This is a genomic window from Pseudooceanicola endophyticus (assembly GCF_018760365.1).
GTDB classification, from domain to species: Bacteria; Pseudomonadota; Alphaproteobacteria; order Rhodobacterales; family Rhodobacteraceae; genus Pseudooceanicola; species Pseudooceanicola endophyticus.
This window is the reverse complement of the sequence record NZ_JAHIAB010000002.1, coordinates 85,167-107,698: the sequence shown is the minus strand read 5'-3', so window position 1 is coordinate 107,698 and position 22,532 is coordinate 85,167. Positions and strand designations below refer to the sequence as shown.

Here is a 22,532-nt window from a genome sequence, read left to right as displayed (position 1 = left end):
AGGACCCCGCAATGCCCAGATCCAGCCTGATCGTTCCCGCCCGCGACGCGGTGACCCGCCTTGGCCGCAGCCTGCGTGCCCTGCTGGCCCAGACCGACCCGGATTTCGAGATCCTGGTGGTCGACGATGGCTCCTGCGATGGCAGCCAGGCCAGCGTGCGGGCGCTGCGCTCGCCCAGGATCCGGCTGATCCAGCAGCGCCCGCGCGGCATGGCCGGTGCGCTCAACACCGGGATCGCCCATGCCCGCGGCACCTTCATCGGCTTCTGCCCGCCCGGCGCCGTCTGGCATCCCGGCAAGCTGGAGGCCCATGTCCGCCAGCTGAGCAGCGATCCCGCCCTGGGCCTGAGCTATTCCGCCCGTCTGCTGATGACGGGTGGCGGCGCCGACCTGCCGGATCCCGCGCCGACCGGCCCGCGCCGGCTGAACGCCGTGCGCCTGCTGCGCGACGATCCCGTCGGCGATGCCGCCGGCGTGGTGATGCGCCGTGCCGCGCTGGAGGCCATCGCCTTCCGCCCCGCCGGGGAAATCCTGCGCGACTGGTGGTTCGACGAGACCTGCCCCGAAGGCGACGGCGCCCGCGATGCCTGGCTGCGGCTGGCGCTGACCAGCGACTGGGACCTGCGCGGCCTGCCGCGCCCGCTGCTGCGCAGCCCGCTGGAGCGCGCCGTGCCCACCGAGGCCGAATGGCAGGCGCTCTGTGCCCGGGCCGGGCGGCTGGCGCCAGCCCTGGCCAGCCGCCACGCCGATCCCGCCGCCGCCCTGCGGCTGCGCCGGATCGCCCGGCTGCGGCTGCTGGACGGCGACATCCCCGGTGCCGGCGCCGCGCTGCGCCGGGCCTGGCAAAGCGCTCCGCTGACACTTGTGGGCGATGCCCTGCCCAGCCTGGAGATGCTGCGCGCCCTTGCCCGGGCCCGCCATCCCCGCCCCGAGACACCCAAGGCCCCTGCCGGCCTGCCGGCCCATCCCACGCTTTTTCTCGCCCGAAGCGCACTCCAGAAGGACAGACCCCATGCTGCGCATCGTTCACCTCGTTGAAGAGGACACGCCGGACGGCATCGCCCGGTATCTCGACTTCCTGCGCCAGGACCCGCCGATGGCCGCCCTGGCCCGCCACGAGATCCTGCCCCTCTCCGGCCTGCTGCCCCCCGGGCCGCTGGAGGCACCGGACATGATCATCTCTCATCTGCCCGTGACCTGGGCCGGCCTGCCGCGGCTGATGAGCCTGCGCTCGCGTCATCCCCGGGTGCCGATGGTCCATGTCGAACATTGCTACAGCGAGGGTTACATGGTCGCCAATCCCGGCGCCCGGCTGCGGCTGCAGACCCTGCTGCGCAGCGCCTATGCGCTGTTTGACCGGGTGGTCGCCGTCAGCGCCGCCCAGAGCGACTGGCTGTCCCGGCGTGGCCTGGTCCATCCCGGCTGCCTGATGATGATCCCGCCCTGCACGCCGCTGGAAGCGCTGCCGCTGATCCGCCCACCCGCCGGCCCGGTGCGCCGGCTGGCCGCCCTGGGCACGCTCGACCGCCAGAAGGGCTTCGACATCCTGATCCGCGCCTTCCGGATGCTACCGAACCAGGGCATCTCGCTCAGGATCTACGGCAAGGGCCACCAGGCCCAACCCTTGGCGCAGCTGGCCGCCAGCGATCCCCGCATCCGCTTCATGGGCCACCTGCGCGACCCGTTCGAGGCCTATTCGGACTGCGATGCCGTCGCCATCCCCTCCCGCTGGGATCCCTACGGGCTGGTCGCGATGGAGGCCAATGCCGCAGGCCGCCCGGCCCTGCTGAACCCGGTCGACGGGCTGCGCGCGCAGCTGGGCCGTGGCAACATCGCCGTGCCGGAACTGTCGGAAGAAGCCTGGAGCGACGCGCTGCGCCGGCTCTTCGATCCCGAGCATCCGCCCGCCCTGCCCGACCGTCTGGCCGCCGGCCCCGAAGAGACCCGCGCGGGCTGGAACCGGCTGATCCGCTGCTTCCTCGATCCGCAGGGGTCGGAGGGCAGCCGGGGCCGGCTGAGCCTCGTGTCAACCTGCTGACGAATGCCCTTGCCGAAAATCCCCGTCAGGGAATCCATGGACAGGGGCGCAACTCTCGTCTATAGGCCGGAACCTTGCGACGGCCGTTTCCCCGGCTCCCTGCCCGATTGGACCCTTTCCCATGCTTTCCACCATTTCCGACGCCCTCGCCGAGAAGGGCTATGAAACCCTTACTGAGGTCCAGCAAGCCGTCTGCGCCCCCGAACTCGCGGATGCCGACCTGCTGGTCTCGGCCCAGACGGGGTCGGGCAAGACGGTGGGCTTCGGGCTTGCCATTGCCCCGACGCTGCTGGGTGAAGATCCCCGCTTTGGCCCGCCCGCCGCGCCGCTGGCCCTGATCATCGCGCCGACGCGCGAACTGGCCATGCAGGTCGCCCGAGAGCTGGAGTGGCTCTATGGCAAGGCCGGCGCCCGCATCGTCACCAACATCGGCGGCATGGATGCCCGCAACGAGCGCCGCGCGCTTGAACGCGGTGCGCATGTCGTCGTCGGCACCCCGGGCCGCCTGCGCGACCACATCACGCGCGGCGCCCTCGACCTGAGCGAGATCCGCGCCATCGTGCTGGACGAGGCCGACGAGATGCTCGACCTCGGGTTCCGCGAGGACCTGGAGTTCATGCTGGGCGAGGCGCCGGAAACCCGCCGCACGCTGCTGTTCTCTGCCACCGTCCCCCCCTCGATCGAGGGCATGGCCAAGCAGTTCCAGCGCGACGCCGTGCGCGTCAGCACCGTGTCCGGCAAGGCCCAGCACTCCGACATCAGCTATCAGGCCGTGCAGGTCGCCGCCCGCGACAGCGAGAACGCGATCATCAACCTGCTGCGCTTCCATGACTCGCAGACCTCGATCGTCTTCGCCAACACCCGTGCCGCCGTGGCGCGCCTGACCGCGCGCTTCTCCAACCGCGGCTTCCAGGTGGTGTCGCTGTCCGGTGAACTGTCCCAGGACGAACGCAGCCACGCCCTTCAGGCGCTGCGCGATGGCCGTGCCCGCGTCTGCGTCGCCACGGACGTGGCCGCGCGCGGCATCGACCTGCCGAACCTGGAACTGGTGATCCACGCCGATCTGCCGATCAACACCGAAGCGCTGCTGCACCGTTCGGGCCGCACCGGCCGCGCCGGGCGCAAGGGCATCTCGGCGCTGATCGTCGGCGACCGCGATGTGAAGAAGGCGCAGCGCCTGCTGCGTTGGGCCAAGATCGAAGCCGAATGGACCTTCGCCCCCTCGCCGGAAGCCATCCGCGAGAAGGACGAGGCGCGCCTGCTTTCCGATCCGGTCTGGAGCGACGAGCGCACCGAGGAAGAAACCGCATTCGCCGCCAAGCTGCTGGAAATGCACGGCCCCGAAGCCATCGCCGCCGCCTGCCTGCGGCTGTATCAGGGCCGCCTTTCGGCCCCCGAAGAGCTGAACCAGCCCCCCGTGCGCGGCGAACGCGGCGAGCGTGAGGAGCGCGCGCCGATGGGTCCGTCGGTCTGGTTCGAGCTGTCCGTGGGCCGCAACCGCAACGCCGAGCCCCGCTGGCTGCTGCCGCTGCTGTGCCGCGCCGGTGGCCTCGACAAGGCGAACCTGGGCAAGATCCGCGTCCAGGACGAGGTCTCTTACGTGGAGATCGCCGAAGCCGCTGCCGATGACCTTGAGGCGCATCTGGGCGAGAACGGCGTGCTGGAAGACGACATCCGCGCCACCCGCCTGGCCGAGCTGCCGGAAGATGCGTTGAAGCCGCGTCCGCGTCCCCAGCGTCCCGAGCGGGGCGAACGTCCGCCGCGCAAGGGCCCGCGCCCCGAGCGTTTCGGCGAAGGCCCCCGCACCGAGCGTGCGCCCCGCGAAGAGGCCGGTGATGACGAGGCCCCGCGCGAGCGCAAGCCGCGCTGGAACTCCGATGACCGCGCCCAGGCCACCGAGCGTCCGCGCGAAGACCGTCCGCGTCGCGATTTCGGCGACAAGCCCAAGCGCGCCTATGGCGACAAGCCGGCGGGCCGTTCCTACGGGGACAAGCCCAAGCGTCCCTATGGCGACAAGCCCGCAGGCAAGTCCTTCGGCGACAAGCCCAAGCGCGCCTATGGCGACAAACCGGCAGGCAAGCCCTACGGCGACAAGCCGAACCGTCCCTATGGCGACAAGCCCGCAGGCAAATCCTACGGGGACAAGCCGAACCGCCCCTATGGCGACAAACCCGCCGGCAAGCCTGCGCCGCGCAACTTCGGCGATGCCAGCCAGTCCTTCCGCAAGAAGCCCGGCGGCAAGCCGAACTTCAAGGGCAAGGGCGGCGACGTGCCGCCGCGCCGCAAGGGCTGAGCCCCGCCCGGACAGTGAAACGCAACGGCCCGCCATTGGCGGGCCGTTTGCCGTTCAGCCCTGCGCGCGGCGCGCCGCAGCCGTCAGCACCCGGTCCAGGGTCTGCAGAAAGCGCGAGCGATCCGCCTTGGAAAACGCCGACCCGCCGCCACGATGGAACGGATCGGAGGCACGGATGTCCTGCATCAGGTCGCGGGTCGCCAGGCGCGGCCCGATATTGGCGATGCTCAGGCTTTCTCCGTTGTGCTGAAGCACCTGCGCACCGGCCTTCAGGCAGCGATCCGCCAGCGGCAGATCCGAAGTCACCACCACGTCGCCCGGCCCGCATTGCTCTGCGATCCAGCGGTCGGCCACGTCCGGGCCTTCATCGACGATCACCAGCTGCACCAGAGGGTTGCGCGAGGGGCGCAACCCGCCGTTGCACACCAGCACCATGGGGATTTTCAGGCGGGTGGCGACGCGCTCGGCCTCCTCCTTCACGGGGCAGGCGTCGGCGTCGATGTAAAGCGTGGTCATGGCAGGTCTCCTTCGCGCCCTCTTAGCGCGCCCCGGCCCCGCCGCCTAGCGCATCACCGCCGCGATCTGCACGGCGCAGCGGTGCAGGATTTCCTTCAGGGCGGGCCAGCTTTCGGGCGGCAGCGCCACGGCGGGTTCTCCGACAGGCCAACTGCGGCCTCCGGTGCGCCCGATGGGCACCGCCCACCCCCGGCGCCCCCAACACCTAGGAACGGCTTCAGCGTGGCGCCATCGACGGCGACTTTCTGCCCCGGGAAAGCGTCGACAGCTTGCCCTGGACGCGCTGACCGGTCCCCACACCTCCTTGGACTTCTATGCCCGGGCCTTCGTCGCCACCATGCACAAGGCCGCCTGCGCCCGCCTCTCGCCCGGGGCCAGGCAGGCGGTGGACGACAATCCCGGCATGAAAGGGGCGGTGATCGCAGGCCAGGGGGTCGACGATGCCGGGGGCAAGCTGGCCCGGCGGAAGGCAACCTCGGACGTGATCAAGCTGGCGCCGGATGAGCGCGCGAAATGGGATGCGGCGGGACAGACGGCCCCGCAGGCCTGTATCGCCATGCTCGACGGAGAGGGCCTGCCGGGCAGCGCCAGCTCTGCCACGGTCCAGGGCTACGTGGAGGATTGCAAGGCAATGCGAAACCGGGCCCGCCTGCGGCAGGTCCCGCCGGGCCTGCCCGGCCGCCCGAAAGACGCCTCCGCTAGAGACGTCCGATGACCACGTTCCGACGCCTGACCCGCCGGGTCGAAACCGCCTGTACCGGGCTGGCCGCCCTGTCCCGGGCGGGGCGCTGCATGTCCGCCGTCACGGGAGCAAAGGGAATTTCGGGGTGTTCTGAGCCCGCTCAGCCGCCCGACAGCAGCCCGGTGCGGGGATAGTGGATGGTGTTGTGGAACCGCGCCATGCCCGGGCCCGCATTGCGGTACTCATGCGCCACATCGGCGCGGAAACGCAGCCCCTCGCCGGTGCGGCACAGAGTAAGCGCCGGACCATGCACCATCTCCACCGCGCCCTCGATGACGAAGATATCCTCGACCACCCCGGCATCATGGGGCCCCGAGGCATGGATCTGCCCCGGCGCAAGCGTGATCACGAAGGTTTCCGATCCCAGCCCCGGATCGAAGGGAAAGACCGTGCGCACCGAAAGCGCGCCGTCGGGAAACTGGCGCTGCCCGTCCTCGCGGCCCGAAAACAGCTCGGTCGTCTCGACCATGTCCTCGATGAAGGCCGAAAGCGGCAGGTGGAACCCCTTCGCCAGCTTCCACAACGTTGCCAGCGTCGGGCTGCTTTCGCCGCGCTCGATCTGGCCCAGCATCGCCTTGCTGACGCCGGTGATCTCGGCGGTGCGCTGCAGGCTCCAGCCGGCGCGGTCGCGCGCAGCGCGCAGGTTGGTGCGGATCGTCTGCTCTCCCATCGCGCTTCCCCTTGCCAGCGGCCCCGTCCGTGCGTTATAGCGTCCGGACGTTATAACGCCCGCCGCTCCCGTGTAAGGCCCCGGCGGCGCCTCTGCAAGACATCCCCGAAGGAGGGCTTCATGGCCGGTTTCAAGCTGTCGCATCTGGTGGCCGGGTTCCTGGCGGTGCTGGTGGGCTACACCAGTTCGGTCGCGATCATCTTCCGCGCCATCGAGGTGGTTGGCGCCACCCAGGCCCAGGCCAACAGCTGGATGCTGGCGCTTGGCCTCGGCATGGGGATCTCGGGCTTCCTGCTCAGCTGGCTTTACAAGATGCCGGTGCTGACCGCCTGGTCGACGCCGGGCGCGGCGCTGCTGGTGATCTCTCTCCAGGGGGTCAGCCTGCCGGAAGCCACCGGCGCCTTCGTCTTCTGTGCCCTGCTGCTGCTGGCGACCGGCCTCACCGGCTGGTTCGAGACACTGTCGCGGCTGATCCCGATGCCCATTGCCAGCGCCCTGCTGGCGGGCATCCTGTTCCGCTTCGGGCTTGAGGTCTTCACCTCGCTGCAATCGGACCTGCCGCTGGTGGCGGTGCTGTGCCTGACCTACCTGCTGGGCAAGCGCTTCTTCCCGCGCTTCGGCATTCCGGCGGTCCTGGCGGTGGGCATCGTCATGTCCTGGGCCACCGGGGATTTCCATTCCGGCGAAGCGCTCAGCCTGGCGCTGGCGAAACCGGAATTCGTGATGCCCGCCTTCTCGCTTCCGGTGCTGATCGGGGTGGGGCTGCCGCTTTACATCGTCACCATGGCCTCGCAGAACGTGCCGGGCGTGGCGGTGATGCAGGCGGCGGGCTACGAGAAGCCCCCGGTGTCGGCCAGCCTGGTCGTCACCGGGCTGACCAGCCTGATCCTGGCCCCCTTCGGCGGCTATGCCTTCAACCTGGCAGCCATCACCGCGGCGATCTGCGCCAACGAGGAGGCCGATCCCGACCCGCGCACCCGCTACCGCGCGGCGCTGGTGGCAGGCGTGATCTACTGCATCGTCGGCCTGTTCGGCGCAGCGATCATCGGCCTGTTCCTGATCGCCCCCAAGGCGCTGATCGTCACCGTGGCGGGGCTGGCGCTGATGGGCACCATCGGCAACGGGCTGAGCCAGGCGCTGGCCCGCCCCGAGCAGCGCGAGGCGGCGCTGGTCACCTTCATGACCACGGCCTCGGGCATCGCCTTCCTGCATATCGGCGCGCCGCTCTGGGCGCTGATCTTCGGCCTGATCACCGAGGCCGTGCTGCGTCCGCGCCGCGCAACGGCCTGATCATTCGCCGTAATCGCGGGTCAGAACGGCATTGATATGGCGCAGCCCTTCGGCCAGATGGGCGCGCCAGAACGGCCAGTTATGGCCACCATCGGCCACCAGGAACCGATCCCGGATGCCGGCGGCCCGCAGCGCCACATGCAGCTGCGCCTCGCCCTCGAAGAAGGGATCCTCGGCGCCGGTCATCAGCCAGAGCCGCGGCACCCGGGCAAAGCGCGCCCGGTCCGTGCCGGCGATCAGCGCCTCCGGCGTCAGGGCCCTCCAGGCATCGTTGACGCGATCCTTGCCCTCAAGCCCCGGTCCCAGCAGGCCGCCGTAGCGCAGCTGGTAGGCCTCCGGCGAAAGCCCCAGAAGCTGCGCCTGGGTGCGGAAGGCGGCGCTGTAGGCGGCGACACCGGCCACCGCATCAGGGTGGTGCAACTGGTAGACCACCGCTGCCAGCCCCCCCATGGAGATCCCCATCAGCGCCCGGGTGTCCCCGGTGCCGATGGCCCGGTAGCGGGCCTCGATCGCGGGAACGAAATCCTGGAAGAACATCGTCTCCCAGCGGGAGGTGCCGTCGGCATCGTCCAGGAAATAGGTTGCCACGTCGTTGCGCACGTTGCGCCGGCCATCGGGGGCGACGACGATCATCGGGCGGATCTCTCCGGCGCCGATCATCCGGTCCAGCAGCTGGTCGATCCCGGCCAGGGTGAACCAGTCGTCGGGCTGCCCGGTGCCGCCGCCATGCAGAAGGTAGAGCACCGGGTAGTCGCGGCTGTCGCTGTCGTAGCCCGGCGGCAGGTAGATGTCGTAGGCGACCCGGTGGCCCAGGGTCCGGCTGGACAGGGTCAGCCCGGTGCGCACCTCTGCCACCGCCGCCCCCGGCCCCAGGACCAGGGCTGCCATGACCATCATCAGGACCAGGCGGAATGGGCGGTTGAGGAGCATGGAAGCCTCCTTCGGGTCAGAGTTTCAGCTTGTAGGAGATCGAGAGGGAGCCCCCCAGCAGGCCGGGTCCCCCGGTTGCATTCTTGTTCCAGGGAAAGCGGTTGGCGGCGTAGTTCGCGTAGCTCAGCAGCCAGCGATCAGCGAGCTGGTAACTGGCAGTATAGGTGAAATCGGGGTCCCAGGTCTCCTGCCGGTGCTGGTCGGGATAGAAATAGGCGGTGGCCCCCAGGCGGAACTTGTCGGTGACGGAGGTCGAGCACCCCACCGTCAGGGCGGCGTCGCTCGGATCGGGCAGGCCGAGGGCGGTTGAGCAGGCCAGGCTCCGGTCCCAGGGCAGCGGGATCTCGGGCAGCTTGTAGGACATCCGCAGGCTGCCGTCCTTGAGAGAGTTCACCGCATTGGTCCCCCCGCCCGAGAAACGCGCGGTGTAGTTCGAGTAGTTGAAGCTGATCGACTTGGTGGCCTGGTAGGTCAGCGAATAGGTGAAATCGGGATCCCAGGGCGCCTGCTGGCCCTTGACCGGATAGCCCACCACGCCGAACTGGAACGAGAACTTGTCGTTCAGCTTCATCCAGCAGCCGGCGCCGACCTTCAGCTTGCCGAACTGGTCGGAGTAGTCGTAGCCGTCGGTGTATTTCAGGCTGAGGCCGGTGTTGATGTTGCAAGACAGCCAGTGGTCCTTGACGAACTTCTCCCAGGCCGAGGGGGGGAGCGCGGCAGCGGACGCGGTGGCCACAGCGGGACGCGGCGGTGCCACGGCGGCGGTGCCCGACGCCCGGGCCGGGGGCCGGGGCGCGGGCGCGACCGGTGCGGGCGGGGTCAGCGCGGGCGGCGCCGGGCCGTCCAGGTCGATCGCATCCATGCAGACGGTCGGATCGAAGGGATTGGGCTCCACGCAGCCGGGGGCGACCGAAGGCATCGGCGCGGTGATCTTTTCGGGCTTCGGCGCGGCGGTGCCGGAAGCCGGCTGGGCCAGCGCCGTCGCGGTTTCCGCTGCCGCCCCCTGCGGCGCGGTATCGGGCGCAGGGGCAACGGCGGGGGCGGCGGGCACGGGTTTCGGGGCCGGCGCCGGGGGCGGCGTGCCGGTGCCGGCCAGCGCCCATTCGGCCAGGTAGCGCGCCAGGGCCAGCGCATCGGGGGCCTCGGGCAGTGCGGGTTTCGGCGCCCCGATGGCGGGCACTTCCGCGGCCAGCCCGTCGGGGCCGTAGATGCCACAGGACTGCCCGGCCCTGCAGATCAGGACGTAGCGCGGCGGCGCCTGGGGCCTGTCGGCCAGCACCAGACCCGAGCCATCGGGGAACAGCCGGTAGCTCCAGCCGTCCAGCGTTCCGCCCTGGTACCGTGGCCAGCTGCGGGAATCGGGCGTATCCACCAGCACCTCGGTCGCGCCGGGCACCGCCGGATCGGTCAGGTCCAGATAGGGATCGCCCGGCGCGATGCGCAGCCAGTCGGGCGCGGGCCGGGCCTCAGGGGACTGCACCAGCAGGGGCGCCAGCTCGGTGGCGCGGGCCTCCTGCGCGCGGCCCGATGCAGCCAGTCCCGCGGCCAGCACCGACACCAGGGTCAGCCCTGTCAGCGCGCCCGCACCGCAGAACCGTCTGTCCGGGAGAAACGTCATCACTCGGGCCTGCAAAGTCTCTGGTCAAGCGCCGAGACAGCCTGCTCCACGCTGAGCGCCGCCGCCTGCTGGTTGCCCAGAAGCGCGGCCAGCGCCTGGCGGGTGCGCGTGCCCATCAGCCCATCGGCAGGTCCCGGATCCTGCCCCGCCGCGCCCAGAAGGCGTTGCAGGGTCTGCACCGGGTTGCGACCCGGCTGAATGCTGGCCAGGCCGCAGGGGGTGGCCGGCGCCTGCGGGGGCGCGCTCTGCGGCCCTGCCCCGTCCGGTGGCGCCTCGCCGCCAGCGGGTGCCGTGTCGGGTGCGGGGGGCGCCTCCCCGGCGGCAACGGCTTGCGCGGCGGAGGTGCTGTCGCCCCCGGAAAGGCCGGCGGGCCGCCCCGTCTCTGCCGCGTCGGCGGGCGCGTCGGCGGGCGCCAGTGCAGGCGCTGGTGCGGCTGCGGGGGCCGGTGCGGGAGCGGGAGCGGTGAAATCGGCCGCGCTCACCGCCTGTCCCAGCAGGCAGTTGCCCAGGGCGGCAGCGGCAAGCGAAGCCTCCTCGGGCGGGGTGCCACGCTGGCTCTGGCTGCAGCTTTCGCCGGACCGGCAGGTCACGTCGATGCGCCAGGGCGAAGGGCCGGTATCGCTCCAGGCTTCCAGCGTCCCGGTCAGATCGGCATAGAGCCGGTAGACATAGCCCGCCACGATGCCCTTCTGCCAGAGCCCCGGATAGTTCGCCGCGGGCACGTCCACCGTCTCGCGCGCGACGCCGGTGGCGCCGGGCAGCGGCTGGTCGAAATTCTCGCCCACGCAGGGCACGGCCAGGGCCGCCCCCGGCAGCGCCGTCCCCAGCCCCAGCAGCAGCAGGGCCAGCGGACCGCCGGGGATCCTCACTTGACCGCCCGCATCAGCGGCCCGTCCAGCTTGAACGCCAGCGAGGAGAGCACGACCGAGTTGGTGTTCGCCGTGATCGAGGTGTTGAGCGTGCCGTCGGTCTCGTAGATGCCCTCGGCAAAGCCCTTCTCGGGATCGGCGGTCGAGGCGACGCCGGCCACCAGCTTGCGGGTGTAATCGGTGCCGAAAAGCGCGTTCCAGGCATAGGCGGCCTTGGTCGCCAGCGTGCGCTTGCTGTCCATCCGGTCGCCGGCAAAGGACAGCACCGCCCAGGGGGCACCGCCGCCCCAGACCGTCGCATAGGCGAAGTAGGGCGCCACGTTCAGATGGCTTTCGGTCACCGCCGTCAGCTGGCCGGTGCGTTCGTAGCGCGCCTCCTGGGCCTTGTAGACCGCCGTGGCGAAGCGTTGCGACCGCGCGTCGAAACCGAATTCCAGCCCGTCGAACAGATAGGGTTCGCTGACCACGAAGGCAGGCGTCACGCCGCGGTGCATCCGGCTGTCCACCGGGATCGGCTCTCCGTCGACTTCCTTGATCATCAGGTTGTCGCGCACCTCGTAGGCCCGGTACATGTCGTAGCCGAACAGCATCATAGCCTTGGCGGCGTATTGCTCGTAGCCGACGCGGCCCTCCTGGTTCTCGACGGTCTTGCCCTCGCGCACGTTGGCGCCCCAGAGCTCTCCGTCCTTGACCATCTCGCTCAGTTTCCAGCCGTCCATCACGTCCTCGACCTTGGGGGCCAGGTCGGGGTGGTTGCGCTCCACCAGCCCGAAGGAGGCGATGATGCGCGCAATGTCGAGCGCGGACCACCCGAGCCCCTTGGCGGAGGGCTTGTTGGTGTAGTCCACCAGTTCAAGCGTGCGGGTGTTGTAGGCCTTGTTCGGCAGCATGTCGTCGAACAGGCGGATCTTCTTGAGGCTGTCCAGCACCTTGCCGATCCGGCTCTCGGCCTCGCTGGCGTCGATCAGGCCCAGCCGTTCGGCCGCCAGCACCGCGATCAGGTAGGAGCCGGTCTCCCACATGGTGGTAGAGGGATAGTTGTTGGCCGAATTGACCAGCCCGGTCACCGGGTCGGTGTTGTTCTGGAAGTACTTCCAGGCGATCTTGGCATCGTCGAGATCCTTCACGCTGCTCAGGCCGCGGATATCCAGCGGCAGCGGATCGACGTTTTCGAAAGTGGCCATCAGGTCCTGTTCCCATTCGGCATTCGGGGCGATCTGGATCTGTTGCTCGTCCGCGGTGGTGTCCGCAACAGGCATCTGACCAAGCCTTTCCAGCCAGAGCACAAGGCAGAGACCCAGAACGAGTGCCACGAGGAAGACGATATGTCCCCGCGCACGCACGAGGTTGGTCCGGAAGCTCATTGGCTGTCACCTTCTTCGGAGGATTGCGGGGGTTGCCAGGTGGCGGCGCGGATCATGCCGGCCATGGCGACGCAGTTGTTCAGCCCCCAGAGCGCATTGGTCACCACGCCGGTCACGGTATGGGAGGTTCCGCCCACCGTCAGCGCGGTGAAACCGTAGATCACGCCAAGCGCGGTCAGCACCAGCACCGCCAGCTGCGGCTTCACCAGCCCCAGGTGGTTCTGCGCGTTGCGCGCCTTGGGGGTCACCACGAAGGAAATCTTCTCTCCCTTCACCACGGTCCAGATCGCCTTCAGCCCGAGCGGGAAGAAGGACAGGTAGCTGGCCTTGGCGGTATAGCCCGCGACCCCCCAGGTGCCGATCATCATCGCCAGCTCCAGCATGAAGAGGAACGGAATGATGTGGACGAAGAACTCGTTCGAATAGGCCGAGACCGGCGCCAGCCCGGTGAACAGGTAGAAGGCCGGCGAGAACAGGAAGATCACGTTCCAGAGCGGCCCGAGGTAGGAATAGAAGGTCGCGGCGTACATCATGCGCTGGCGCAGCGTCATCCCCGGGCGGAACAGCGCATTGTCGTTGAACATGATGTCGAGGCTGCCGCCGGCATACTTGAAGCGCTGGATGGTCCAGGTCAGCATGTCCTGCGGCGAGAGCATCTTGGATTCGACGTAGGGGTGCTGGTAGGACTTCCAGCCGCGCTCCCGGTCGGAATGCAGCACGATCGAGGTGTAGATGTCCTCGGAGACGTGGAAGCGGTAGGGGGTCAGGACGACCTCGCTGACCGCCTCGGTGCGGATCGCCTCCAGCAGCTCGGGCGAGACCTTGGTCTCCCGGCTTTCCAGGGTGATCTCCTCCTCGGCGGCGATGACGCGCTTTTCGACCGCATCGCCGAAGGCGCGCAGGGCCGCCTCCATCACCGCCTCGCGGCGGTGGATCGAGGCCGCGCCGCAGCAGAAGGCCGCATTGGCGCGGTTCCGGCGGCGCAGGATCACGTCGTAGAACATCTTGGGTTCGTTGACGAAGGGGTCGGCACCGATGCGGATCTCTCCGGCCACGCCCTCGATCAGGCGGCCGGTGATCCGCCCTGCCCCGCCCAGACTGCGCGACAGCCGCTCGGTCAGCGTCTCGCCCTCGGGCAGGTCGTAGAACCATTGCGGCGTCTGCACCCAGGCCATCTTCTGATCGCGGAAATAGCCCATGGTGCGGGCCAGCAGCGTCGGGAAGACCCGGGTATCGGCATCGCAGATGACGATGAAATCGCCGTGGGTCTGCTCCATCGCGTTGCGCAGGTTGCCGGCCTTGAACCCCTCGTTGGTGGTGCGGGTGATGTAGCCCACGCCCTCTTCCTGGGCGACGCGGCGCATCTCGGGGCGGCGCCCGTCATCAAGGACATGGATGCGGATGTCGATGGGATGGGGATACTCCATCGCCCTGGCATCATGGATGCCCAGGCGCACCAGCTCGGGGTCCTCGTTGTAGGTGGCGAACATCACGTCCACGGCGATGGGCCGGTCGGGATCGGGGGCGCGGCTGTCCACGTCGCTGATCTTCACCGGCGCCTCGGGGATCACCACCGGCTGGTCGCGCCAGAGGTTGTAGACGAAGAGGATCAGGCCGATGTAGGCACAGGTCTCCGCAAGGGCCAGCGGGATGGCGAACCACAGCGCATCGTAGTTGAGCGAGCTGGTCCAGCGCCAGTCGATGTACCAGGCCCCCACCACAAGCGCGATGACGGCACAGAACTGCCACAGCGCCTCGCGCCAGGGATTGTAGGGCAAGGGCTCCGGCGGGCGGCGGTCCTCGAAGGCGCGGAAATAGTCGTCCATCAGGCTGCTCCGGTCATTTCTTGCTGGCGGCGGCGGCAAGCGTCTGACGGCGCACCTTCCAGGGCGTTTCCCCCAGACCCACGGTCCAGGCCAGCAGCGGCAGGCTGCCGATCAGCTTGGTCAGGTAATAGGCACCGGGCATTGCGAAGGCGATCCGGAACACCACGGTCGCGGTCGGGCGCATGTGCGCGTAAAGCCCGGTGGAATAGATGAAGATGTCGTAAAGGTCGATCAGGATCGGGTGCACCAGATAGATCCCGAAGGTGTACTTCGCGGTCTTGGACCAGGCCGGCGACCAGTCCCGGTACTGCCCCCCCATGAAGATGCAGAACATGAAGAGCGGCATCAGCAGCTTGCCGTAGAGGTTCCAATCCTCGCGCACCGCCCAGAGGCCCGTGGCGACCGACTTGCCGTAATAGGGCAGCACGGCGATATAGGCCATGGCGGCAAAGAAGATGGCACCGCGGCGGATCAGCTTGGCCTCGCCGCGCGGGATCCCCTCTTTCCAGAGCTGGTAAAGCGCGAAGGCCGCCATCCCGTAGCCCACATAGCCGAAGATCTTCACGATCCGCACCAGATAGGCGCGCAGCAGCGGGTCCATCTGGAAGGAATAGAAATAGGCCTGGGTCTGGTTCATGATCGAGAGCGTCACGAACAGCGACACCCCCAGCAGCGGATAGCGCATCGCCAGACGCATCACCGGGTAGAACAGGAAGATGATGAACAGCGTCGGGATGAAGTGCATGTGGTACTGCGACTGGCCCAGCAGGAAGTAGGAGAACCAGGTCTTCAGCTCGGTCAGGCGGTCCCAGTACTGTGGCGCGTAATTGAACGCCTCGGCCTTCAGCAGCCGGAAGAAGGCATAGAACACCGTCCAGAAGGCGAAGGGGATCAGCAGCCGCTCCGCCTGGGTCAGGATGGCCTCTCGGTAGGTCGGACGGCGGCGGTCGACCCGCATCGCCATCAGGAACAGCGAGAAGAAGAAGAACATCTCGGAGCCCGAGAAATCCCCGATGGAGCGCAGAAGCACCGGCACCACGCGTTCGTCCGGATTGGCCTGGGTGAAGGGCTGGCCGGAGAAGTTGGTGGTCGCGTGGATCAGGATGACGCCGAAGGCCGCACAGACGCGGTTGGCATCGAACCAGACCAGACGAGGCTTCTGCTTCGCGTTCATTTTGTCAGGCTCCAGGGCGCCGGGCAGGTGCTGGGCAGGACCATCCGCGGCTGCGGTTTCTCGAACAGGGAGGTCTCGGGGTGGCAGTCCGTGGCGGCAATCATGCCGTTATCGGTTTCGATGGGACGACAGTATTCGAAATCTTCCAGTTTTACCGCAGGTTCCGGCTGCGGCAGATTGGAGCAGTTGCAGCACGACAGCTGCTGCACCATGGGTTGCGGCAGGCACTTGTTGGGCCGGGTGTCGGAATAGGGATCCGAATAGGCCATGTCCCACCACTTGGTGTTGTCGTTCAGGTGCTGAAGGATCGGCCCCTCGACCTTGTAAAGAAGCGCCGCGAGGATGATGCCGTTGTTGTTGGCGGTGCGCAGCGGGATGTAGCCGTTGCCGTTCTCGTAAAGCCCCTCGTAGAAGCCCTTGCCCGGATCATAGAGATCGCCGACCGCCTGCATCAGCAGATCGGTATAGGGCACGTCCCAGAGCGCCCACATCCCGATCGCCGCCTTGGAGGCAATGGCCGCGCGGTCCGGCTGGTAGACCCCCGAGGGATCGAGCGTGTTCCAGGGGTAGCCGTCGGCAAAGATCGAATCGTAGACGAAGTAGGGCTTGCCATCGACCTGATGCTCGGAACGGGCGGTCAGGATGCCGGTGGCCTCGAAGCGGCGGCGCTGGACCTCGAAGATGCGGTGCGCGAACTCGGCCCGCCAGCCCATCGACGCGACGCCCGGCCCCATCGTGTCGGTCACCGGCAGGTCCCAGCCCAGCTCCAGCCCGTCCAGCAGGTAGCTTTCGGTCAGCACGTAGTTCTGGTTGTGGTAGACCCGCGGATCGCGCCCGTCATAGGGCACCTTGACGCCGTAGATGTCGGTATAGGCCAGCGGCTGCGGATCCAGCGCCCCCTGCACGTTGAACCCCCAGAGCGCAAAGCCCTTGGCGGCGTATTCTTCGTAGCCCAGGCGCCCTTCCTGCACGTATTTGGTCTTGCCGTCCGAGCCGACGATGGAGCCGAACAGCCGCCCGTCCTCGTGCACGATGTTGCAGAAGCTCCAGCGCAGCGGAATGTTGTCGACCCCGGGCGCCAGGTAGGGATAGCGCTGTTCGAGGATCTTCAGCCAGACCAGCATCCGCCCCATGTCGAGCACCGAAAAGCCCACCTCGCCCGGCTTGTTGGCATAGTTCACCTTGGCCCCGGTCTTGGTGTTGTAGACCTTGTTGGGGGCCTCGCCGCGGAACAGGTCGAGGTTCCTGAGCGTCGAGATCAGCTTGGTCGCGCGGGTGTCGAAGGTGCGCTTGTCGATGATCCCCAGCTCGTAGGCGGCGACCAGCCCGCTGATATAGGAGGCGGTGTCCCAGAGCGTCGTCGAGGGATAGGAGCCCACGGCATTCACCAGCCCTGTGTCGGGTTGGTAGGCATCCTCGAAATAGCCCCAGGCGGTTTTCGCCATCTGCATTTCCTTGGGCGTCAGCGGCCCGTGGCGCCCGAAGAACCCGGTGTTGTTCGGATCCGTCATCGGCGCCGTCACGGTATCGCGGGCGATGCTGGTCAGATCCGGAAGCGGCACCGGCTGGCTCATGTCGGGCTGGCCGGCCTCGGGGGGCGTGGCATCGCCCGCCTCCTGTCCGTAGGCAGGAGAGATCGCGGCCAGCACAGCAACGGCCGCAGCGAAAACTTTCTGACGCTCACTCATGACTAAACTCCGGATGCTGTCGCATTCTGGGGCGCCTCGGCCCCGTCTTCACCGCTCATCAGGATCACCACCTGGTCCCGCATCAGGCCCAGGTCCTTGTGCAGGCGGCGCACCTCCTCGGGGGCCTGTCCCCAGGCATCCCCCATCTGTTCCAGGGCCCGGCTGCGGGCCGACAGCCCGGTGCAGCCCAGCGTGCCGGCAATGCCGACGACGGAATGGAAGGCACGGCGCCAGGTCTCGGCCTCGACATCCGCCGGGTCGCTTTCCATCGCCCGGGAGAAGGCGCCCAGGTGGCGGTCCAGATCCGAAAGCGCGGCATTGAGCATTGTCGGCACGATGGTATCGCCGAATTCCTCGCGCATCTCGGTGATCCGCGCCTTCAGCGCCTCGGACTCGACGAAACATTCCCGCTTGGCCCCTTCGGGCGTCGGCGCGGGGGCGCGCACAGGCTCCGGCGCGGCCACGGGCGCCGGGGCCGGGATGGCGGCCTCGGGCAGCGTCCCGCCCTCCTCCGCGGCGGCGCGGCTCAGGGCATAGCCCTTCCAGCGCTCCAGCACCTGCGCCAGCTGCGGACGCAGCAGCGGCTTGGTCAGCACCTCGTTGAAACCGGCGTTGCGGTAGAAGGCCTGCTTGTCGGCGCCCACATGGGCGGTCAGCGCGATGATCGGGATATTGGCCTCGTCCCCGCCCATCTCGCGGATCAGCCGGGTCGCGGTGGTGCCGTCCATGTTCGGCATCGACACATCCATCAGGATCATGTCGTAGTCGAACTTCTTCACCGCCTCGACCGCCTCGGCACCGTCGATCACCAGGTCCGGCGTCTGGCCGAAGCGCTCCAGCATGGAACGCGCGACGATCTGGTTGGTGGAATTGTCCTCGGCCACCAGAATGCGCATCTTCGGCAGACGCACCTTGTCGTCCTTGCCGGGCTGCTCCTTGGTCAGGTTCTCCGACAGGCCGACGGGAACGTCCATCCAGAACGAGGACCCCTCCCCCTCGGTGCTTTCAAAGCCCATCTCGCCGCCCATCAGCTCGGCCAGGGACTGGCTGATCGCCAGGCCAAGACCGGTGCCGGCGAAGCGCTTGGAATAAGAGGCCCCCAGCTGTTCGAACTTGCCGAAGACCTTGTCCTGATGCTCTTTCGGGATGCCGGTGCCGGTATCGACGACACAGAAGCGCAGGCGCAGTTCCTCTCCGTCCTGCGGCTCGATCGAGTGGACTTCCAGCATGACGCTGCCGTGTTCGGTGAATTTCAGCGCATTGCTGACCAGGTTCGACAGGACCTGCCGGATGCGCCCGGAATCCGAGCTGACCCAGGGCGGGATGCCGGCGTCGATCCGGCTGTCCAGACGTACCCCCGTTTCCTGGGCCTTCTGCTGGTAGAGATGAATGACCGAGCGGATCAGCGCGTTCAGCTCAAACGGCTCTTCCTCGAATTCCAGGCGCCCGGCCTCGATCTTGGCGGCATCCAGAATGTCGTTGAGGATCACCAGAAGCGAATTCGCCGAGGTCCGCGCCACATGCAGCTGCTCGCGCTGCTCGGTGTCCAGCTCGGTCTCCTCCAGCGCGCCCAGCATCCCCAGCACGCCATTCATCGGCGTGCGCAGCTCGTGGCTGATCACAGCCAGGAATTCGCTTTTCGCCTTGTTGGCGTTTTCGGCCTCCGAGACGGCTTCGCGCAGCTCGGCCTCGCGGGTGACATCCTCGGTGATGTCGCGGATCACGCCGGACAGCACGTCGACCTTGCCGGTGGCATCGTAGCTGGCCTCGAAGGCGATGCGGGCGTTCATCAGAGAGCCATCGGCGCGGCGCAGGCGGGTGTCCAGAACCTTGGAGCGCCGCCCGTTCGGATCGCGCGGCTCGTAGAGAGAGATCATGTCGGCGCGCAGCTCGGTCAGGTCCTCCTCGGGGACCAGCGCCTCGACGGCGACGGCATGGGCGCCGGGTTCGCGACCAAGCGCGGTGTAAAGCCCTTCCGACCAGGAAATGTCGCCGCTGCCCAGGTCCTGGCGAAACCAGCCCAGCTGGGCCACCCGCAGCGCGGCGGCCAGATTGCGTTCGCTCTTGCGCAGATCGCGGCGCTGACGGGCCTGTTCGGTGATGTCGCGCACGGTGGAGACCAGCAGCAGCGGCTTGCCCTCGCTGTCGGCCAGCAGCTCCGACAGGGCCTCGACCTCCATGATCCGGCCATCGCGCGAGCGTACCTTGTAGATGATCTCGCGCCGTTCGGGACGGCCCGTGCGCATCGAAACCTCAAGCGCCCGGCGTTCGCTTTCCACCACGCGGGGTTCGTATTCGGGCAGCAGCATACCCTGGAATTCCATGCCGCTCATGCGCCCGCCGGGCTCCAGCCCCAGCAGCCGCGCATATTCGTCGGACCAGCGCACCTCGTCGCGCACGAAGTCCCAGCGGACCGTGCCGACCCGCGCGATGCGCTGCGCATCCTGCAGTTCGCGCGCCATGGTCTTGATCTGGCGAGTGCCACGCAGATAGGAGCGCGCCAGCACCACCAGCCCGACGATGGCCAGCCCCAGAGCCGCGAATCCGGCGAATGCTTCGGGGCCGTTCAGGATCATGCGTTCAGGTCCGAGGTAAAGACGAGTTCCAGGAAATTGCGGTTGCCCTGCGGCTCGAAGTGCAGCCGGTCGACACAGAAGCGGATCAGCGACAGGCCGCGGCCGCTTTCGGCCATCGGGTCGATATCGTCGAGGTCCTTGACGTCCTCGAACAGGTTCACCGGCCCCGGCTCTCCTGCATCGACGATCTGCAGCTTCAGCTCCTTGTCGGTCTGGACCACCGTCACCTTGATGGGCACGTCCAGATTGGGCGACAGGCCATGCTTCACGGCATTGGCCAGCGCCTCGGACAAGGCCACCTCGAGCGAGGCGATCTTTTCTTCCGACAGGCAGGTCCTGGCTGTGTCCTTGATGGAAAGCACCATGCCGTCGATCTCGTCGAGGCGCGGGGGCATTTCCAGCACAGTCGTGCTCATTACACGCGTTCCTTCAGTGCGCGCACGGCCGAGGCCGCGTCCGCGTAGCTAGCGAAAACCTTGTTCATCCGCGTGATGCGGAACATTTGCTGGACGTTGTCGGCCAGGGTGCACACGACGATGTCGCCGCGGTTGCCGACCCGCTTCAGCAGACCCACCAGCGCGCCCAGCCCCGAACTGTCGAGGAAGGTCACGTCGGAAAAGTCGATGACCAGCCGGTCCTTGCCGTCATCGACAAGCGCCAGCATCTCTTCCTTGAACATCGAGGCATTCGCCGCCGTCAGGCGCTCCGTCCCCGGGGAGACGACGCAAATGCCCTCGTTGGTTTCTTCCGTCATCCTGATCATGAGACGTGTTTCCTTTCACAAACTAGCACCGTCAGGTCATCGTCAAGCAATCGCCCTGCCCGCCATTCGGTCAGCGCCTCGACGATCCTGCCGGGAATGGTGGAGGGCATCACCGCCGCCGAGGCTGCCACCGCCTCGACCCGGGATTCCCCGAAGGCCAGCCCTTCGCGGTTCTCCGCCTCGGTGGCGCCGTCGGAAAACATCACCAGGATGTCCTCGGCGCCGAAACGGGTCACCTGGCTTTCGAATTCCGCACTGTCGAGCAGCGCCACCGGGAAGCCGCCGTCACCGACCTCGCGCGCGGCGCCGCTGCGCGACATCATCAGCGGAGAGGGATAGCCCGCCTGGCAATAGTGCAGCTGCTCCGTCTCGGCCTCGAGGATGCCGCAGAACATGGTGAAATACTCGGTCCCGTCATCGCGGAAGAAGCGCCGGTTCAGCTGGGCGACAAGCCGCGCCGGATCGGGGCGACCGTCGGTGAAGGCGTTCTCGCGCATCATCCCGGCAGTCACAAGATGACCAAGCGCGACCGACATCAGCGAGGCATGGACACCATGCCCGGCCACGTCGATCGCATAGAAGCCGATGTAGCCCGGTGACAGCTCGTAAAAGGCGAACATGTCGCCCGAGAGGAAGTTCGACGGCTTGAAGGCGGAATGGAACAGGCAGTCGGCCACCTTCAGCCGCGGCGGCGGCAGCATCCGCATCTGGGCATCGGCAGCGGCGCGCAGGTCTTCCTCGATCCGTTCCTTCGCCTCTTCCAGCACGCGCGACCGCTCTGCCAGCAGGATCTCGTGACGCATCAGCCGGTCGGTGGTGCGGATCCGCGCCTTCAGGGTGATCGTGTCCAGCGGCTTGCGCATGAAATCGTCGACCCCGGCCTCCAGCGCCCGCTCGCGCTCGCGGTTCTGCTCCTGCCCGGTGACCATGAGGATATGCACGTAGTAATCGGTGAATTCGGCACGCACCCTACGCGCCAGCTCGTGCCCGTCGAGCCCCGGCATGTCGAGATCGCAGACCAGGATCCGCGCCTTCAGCGCCCGCACGAGCTCCAGCGCCTCGAGGCCATCGGCGGCCTCGCGGGTCTCGTAGCCGAGCTTGCGCAGAATCGCGGCGGTATAGGCGCGCTGGAACGCGTCATCATCCGCCACGACCACCTGAACCGGGGCTGGCTTGCTTAGCTGTTGCTGCATCTGCATGCTTCCGTCGTGCACACGCGCCTCACTGGACCCATTTCGGCTGGATCCAGCTTAGTGCAGCTTAACCTTTGTGAAAAGAAATTAATCTGTTTCATGACTATCTCCACCCGCCGCCCGGGGAAAGTGTTGCCTTTGTGCAGGGCCCCACGACAGGTGCACGCCATAAGGGAATGACGCAAATAAATTCACGCTTTGACAGCCACTTAATAGAAATATTCAATTTCAAATTCCCCCGCGGATAAATTGCAAATTTGTAATTTTAAATTTCACGAAACGGAATTGAAAATTGCAAATGCAGAAATGACCTGCGTCCCTCCACCGCACGAATGCCGGCATCATTAACCCTTGCTGAGTTCATTTCGCCGCACCGCCAAACACCGGAAGCCGGCCCGCCCCGAGAAGGCGAGTCCTTGGATTACGTTACGAAATCCTGAAGGATTTGAAAAACCGGAATGGCGCACATCCGGCGGATGGGTCGCGCGACATCTGCGCGCAGCGGACCGCCAGCAGACGGGCTCAGCGCCGCAGCGCCAGCGCCTCGACCTCGACCAGGAACTCGGGCCGGGTGAAGCCCGAGACGATCATCAGCGTCGAGGCCGGCTTGACCGCAAGGCCTTCGCAGACCCGGTCGCGCACCGCCATGTAGGGCTTCATGTCCTCGCGTTTCGTCACGAAGGCCGAAAAGCGCAGCACGTCGCGCGCCTCCAGGCCATCCTCTGCCAGGATCGCCAGAACCGCCTGAAAACACAGCTCTGCCTGGGCGGTGATGTCCCCGGGAATGGAGCCGTCTGCGGCCAGAGCCAGCTGGCCGGACGTGACCACCAGCGGGCCCGCCGCAATCCCGTGGGAGTAATTGCCGAACGGGGCAGAGATTGTCTTGGGGGTCAGGGATTTCACGACAGGCGGCCTTTCTTTCGGACCCGACCCTGCGCCGGGATGCCCCCTGCTAGCATGGCCCCCGCCCCATGCGAAAGCGC

At 67.5% G+C, this 22,532-nt stretch carries 20 protein-coding genes; 5 read left to right on the top strand and 15 right to left on the bottom strand.

Translation table 11 applies throughout. From position 1 onward, the window contains the following. The first annotated feature begins 11 nt into the window (after positions 1–11). The 3 genes from KM176_RS04100 to KM176_RS04090 all read left to right on the top strand — a co-directional run bounded on the left by KM176_RS04100 (position 12) and on the right by KM176_RS04090 (position 4,330). Positions 12–1,037, top strand: a complete 1,026-nt coding sequence (locus KM176_RS04100) for a glycosyltransferase family 2 protein (protein WP_160895348.1) — start codon at positions 12–14, stop codon at positions 1,035–1,037. Further along, positions 1,012–2,037: a glycosyltransferase family 4 protein gene (locus KM176_RS04095; RefSeq protein ID WP_160895347.1), complete on the top strand. Its 1,026-nt coding sequence runs from the start codon at positions 1,012–1,014 to the stop codon at positions 2,035–2,037. Before KM176_RS04100 ends, KM176_RS04095 begins: the two co-directional genes overlap by 26 nt. A 121-nt stretch (positions 2,038–2,158) precedes the next feature. After that, complete coding sequence (locus KM176_RS04090) at positions 2,159–4,330, top strand: DEAD/DEAH box helicase (RefSeq protein WP_160895346.1); 2,172 nt, start codon at positions 2,159–2,161, stop codon at positions 4,328–4,330. Between the two features lie 54 nt (positions 4,331–4,384). Here KM176_RS04090 and KM176_RS04085 read toward each other — a convergent pair whose 3' ends face one another. Together KM176_RS04085 and KM176_RS25135 are read right to left on the bottom strand one after the other, a co-directional pair. Next, positions 4,385–4,846: a YaiI/YqxD family protein gene (locus KM176_RS04085; RefSeq protein ID WP_160895345.1), complete on the bottom strand. Its 462-nt coding sequence runs from the start codon at positions 4,844–4,846 to the stop codon at positions 4,385–4,387. A 45-nt stretch (positions 4,847–4,891) separates the two neighbouring features. Beyond that, on the bottom strand, positions 4,892–5,026 hold the full coding sequence (locus KM176_RS25135; protein ID WP_268946096.1) for a hypothetical protein: 135 nt from the start codon (positions 5,024–5,026) through the stop codon (positions 4,892–4,894). A 124-nt stretch (positions 5,027–5,150) separates the two neighbouring features. Here KM176_RS25135 and KM176_RS04080 point away from each other — a divergent pair, with 124 nt between their 5' ends. Then, positions 5,151–5,561 (top strand): type 2 periplasmic-binding domain-containing protein, encoded by a 411-nt coding sequence (locus tag KM176_RS04080; RefSeq protein ID WP_160895344.1) that lies wholly within the window; start codon positions 5,151–5,153, stop codon positions 5,559–5,561. Positions 5,562–5,688: 127 nt separating this feature from the next. Here the strand turns inward: KM176_RS04080 and KM176_RS04075 are convergent, their stop codons facing one another. After that, positions 5,689–6,258 carry a helix-turn-helix domain-containing protein gene (locus tag KM176_RS04075; RefSeq protein WP_160895343.1) on the bottom strand — a complete coding sequence of 190 codons (570 nt, stop codon included), beginning with the start codon at positions 6,256–6,258 and terminating at the stop codon, positions 5,689–5,691. A 120-nt stretch (positions 6,259–6,378) separates the two neighbouring features. On the opposite strand from KM176_RS04075, the gene KM176_RS04070 reads away from it, so the two are divergent. Further along, positions 6,379–7,548 carry a benzoate/H(+) symporter BenE family transporter gene (locus KM176_RS04070; protein ID WP_160895342.1) on the top strand — a complete coding sequence of 390 codons (1,170 nt, stop codon included), beginning with the start codon at positions 6,379–6,381 and terminating at the stop codon, positions 7,546–7,548. Here KM176_RS04070 and KM176_RS04065 read toward each other — a convergent pair whose 3' ends face one another. The 12 genes from KM176_RS04065 to KM176_RS04010 form a co-directional block, all read right to left on the bottom strand. Then, complete coding sequence (locus KM176_RS04065; protein WP_160895341.1) at positions 7,549–8,478, bottom strand: alpha/beta hydrolase; 930 nt, start codon at positions 8,476–8,478, stop codon at positions 7,549–7,551. A 16-nt stretch (positions 8,479–8,494) separates the two neighbouring features. Continuing rightward, the gene (locus KM176_RS04060; protein WP_160895340.1) at positions 8,495–10,096 is read right to left on the bottom strand and encodes a hypothetical protein; all 1,602 of its coding nucleotides are present in this window, start codon (positions 10,094–10,096) and stop codon (positions 8,495–8,497) included. Then, complete coding sequence (locus tag KM176_RS04055; protein WP_202397880.1) at positions 10,096–10,965, bottom strand: peptidoglycan-binding domain-containing protein; 870 nt, start codon at positions 10,963–10,965, stop codon at positions 10,096–10,098. The genes KM176_RS04060 and KM176_RS04055 overlap by 1 nt, the downstream gene beginning before the upstream one ends. Next, entirely contained in the window at positions 10,962–12,329 is a 1,368-nt protein-coding gene (locus tag KM176_RS04050) for a DUF3131 domain-containing protein (protein ID WP_160895339.1), read from the bottom strand. The genes KM176_RS04055 and KM176_RS04050 overlap by 4 nt, the downstream gene beginning before the upstream one ends. Then, positions 12,326–14,155: a glycosyltransferase gene (locus tag KM176_RS04045; protein WP_160895338.1), complete on the bottom strand. Its 1,830-nt coding sequence runs from the start codon at positions 14,153–14,155 to the stop codon at positions 12,326–12,328. Before KM176_RS04045 ends, KM176_RS04050 begins: the two co-directional genes overlap by 4 nt. Positions 14,156–14,168: 13 nt before the next feature. Next, the gene (locus KM176_RS04040) at positions 14,169–15,329 is read right to left on the bottom strand and encodes an acyltransferase (protein ID WP_160895337.1); all 1,161 of its coding nucleotides are present in this window, start codon (positions 15,327–15,329) and stop codon (positions 14,169–14,171) included. Further along, a complete protein-coding gene (locus tag KM176_RS04035) occupies positions 15,326–17,017 on the bottom strand; it encodes a DUF3131 domain-containing protein (protein ID WP_160895336.1) in 1,692 nt (563 codons plus the stop codon). The genes KM176_RS04040 and KM176_RS04035 overlap by 4 nt, the downstream gene beginning before the upstream one ends. Before the next feature lie 2 nt (positions 17,018–17,019). Continuing rightward, complete coding sequence (locus KM176_RS04030; RefSeq protein WP_160895335.1) at positions 17,020–19,593, bottom strand: hybrid sensor histidine kinase/response regulator; 2,574 nt, start codon at positions 19,591–19,593, stop codon at positions 17,020–17,022. Next, entirely contained in the window at positions 19,590–20,009 is a 420-nt protein-coding gene (locus tag KM176_RS04025; protein ID WP_160895334.1) for an ATP-binding protein, read from the bottom strand. Before KM176_RS04025 ends, KM176_RS04030 begins: the two co-directional genes overlap by 4 nt. Further along, complete coding sequence (locus KM176_RS04020; RefSeq protein ID WP_160895333.1) at positions 20,009–20,356, bottom strand: STAS domain-containing protein; 348 nt, start codon at positions 20,354–20,356, stop codon at positions 20,009–20,011. Before KM176_RS04020 ends, KM176_RS04025 begins: the two co-directional genes overlap by 1 nt. Beyond that, positions 20,353–21,549 (bottom strand): PP2C family protein-serine/threonine phosphatase, encoded by a 1,197-nt coding sequence (locus KM176_RS04015; protein ID WP_160895332.1) that lies wholly within the window; start codon positions 21,547–21,549, stop codon positions 20,353–20,355. The genes KM176_RS04020 and KM176_RS04015 overlap by 4 nt, the downstream gene beginning before the upstream one ends. 522 nt (positions 21,550–22,071) lie before the next feature. Then, on the bottom strand, positions 22,072–22,452 hold the full coding sequence (locus KM176_RS04010) for a RidA family protein (protein ID WP_160895331.1): 381 nt from the start codon (positions 22,450–22,452) through the stop codon (positions 22,072–22,074). Positions 22,453–22,532: the final 80 nt, after the last annotated feature.

Bases quoted from the DNA above. Each gene is read 5' to 3' on its own strand.
- KM176_RS04045 (WP_160895338.1), bottom strand. From the start codon at position 14,155: ATGGACGACTATTTCCGCGCCTTCGAGGACCGCCGCCCGCCGGAGCCC.
- KM176_RS04035 (WP_160895336.1), bottom strand. From the start codon at position 17,017: ATGAGTGAGCGTCAGAAAGTTTTCGCTGCGGCCGTTGCTGTGCTGGCC.
- KM176_RS04020 (WP_160895333.1), bottom strand. From the start codon at position 20,356: ATGATCAGGATGACGGAAGAAACCAACGAGGGCATTTGCGTCGTCTCC.
- KM176_RS04030 (WP_160895335.1), bottom strand. From the start codon at position 19,593: ATGATCCTGAACGGCCCCGAAGCATTCGCCGGATTCGCGGCTCTGGGG.
- KM176_RS04075 (WP_160895343.1), bottom strand. From the start codon at position 6,258: ATGGGAGAGCAGACGATCCGCACCAACCTGCGCGCTGCGCGCGACCGC.
- KM176_RS04040 (WP_160895337.1), bottom strand. From the start codon at position 15,329: ATGAACGCGAAGCAGAAGCCTCGTCTGGTCTGGTTCGATGCCAACCGC.
- KM176_RS04085 (WP_160895345.1), bottom strand. From the start codon at position 4,846: ATGACCACGCTTTACATCGACGCCGACGCCTGCCCCGTGAAGGAGGAG.
- KM176_RS04090 (WP_160895346.1), top strand. From the start codon at position 2,159: ATGCTTTCCACCATTTCCGACGCCCTCGCCGAGAAGGGCTATGAAACC.
- KM176_RS04070 (WP_160895342.1), top strand. From the start codon at position 6,379: ATGGCCGGTTTCAAGCTGTCGCATCTGGTGGCCGGGTTCCTGGCGGTG.
- KM176_RS04065 (WP_160895341.1), bottom strand. From the start codon at position 8,478: ATGCTCCTCAACCGCCCATTCCGCCTGGTCCTGATGATGGTCATGGCA.
- KM176_RS04050 (WP_160895339.1), bottom strand. From the start codon at position 12,329: ATGAGCTTCCGGACCAACCTCGTGCGTGCGCGGGGACATATCGTCTTC.
- KM176_RS04025 (WP_160895334.1), bottom strand. From the start codon at position 20,009: ATGAGCACGACTGTGCTGGAAATGCCCCCGCGCCTCGACGAGATCGAC.
- KM176_RS04095 (WP_160895347.1), top strand. From the start codon at position 1,012: ATGCTGCGCATCGTTCACCTCGTTGAAGAGGACACGCCGGACGGCATC.
- KM176_RS04060 (WP_160895340.1), bottom strand. From the start codon at position 10,096: ATGACGTTTCTCCCGGACAGACGGTTCTGCGGTGCGGGCGCGCTGACA.
- KM176_RS04100 (WP_160895348.1), top strand. From the start codon at position 12: ATGCCCAGATCCAGCCTGATCGTTCCCGCCCGCGACGCGGTGACCCGC.
- KM176_RS04015 (WP_160895332.1), bottom strand. From the start codon at position 21,549: ATGCAGCAACAGCTAAGCAAGCCAGCCCCGGTTCAGGTGGTCGTGGCG.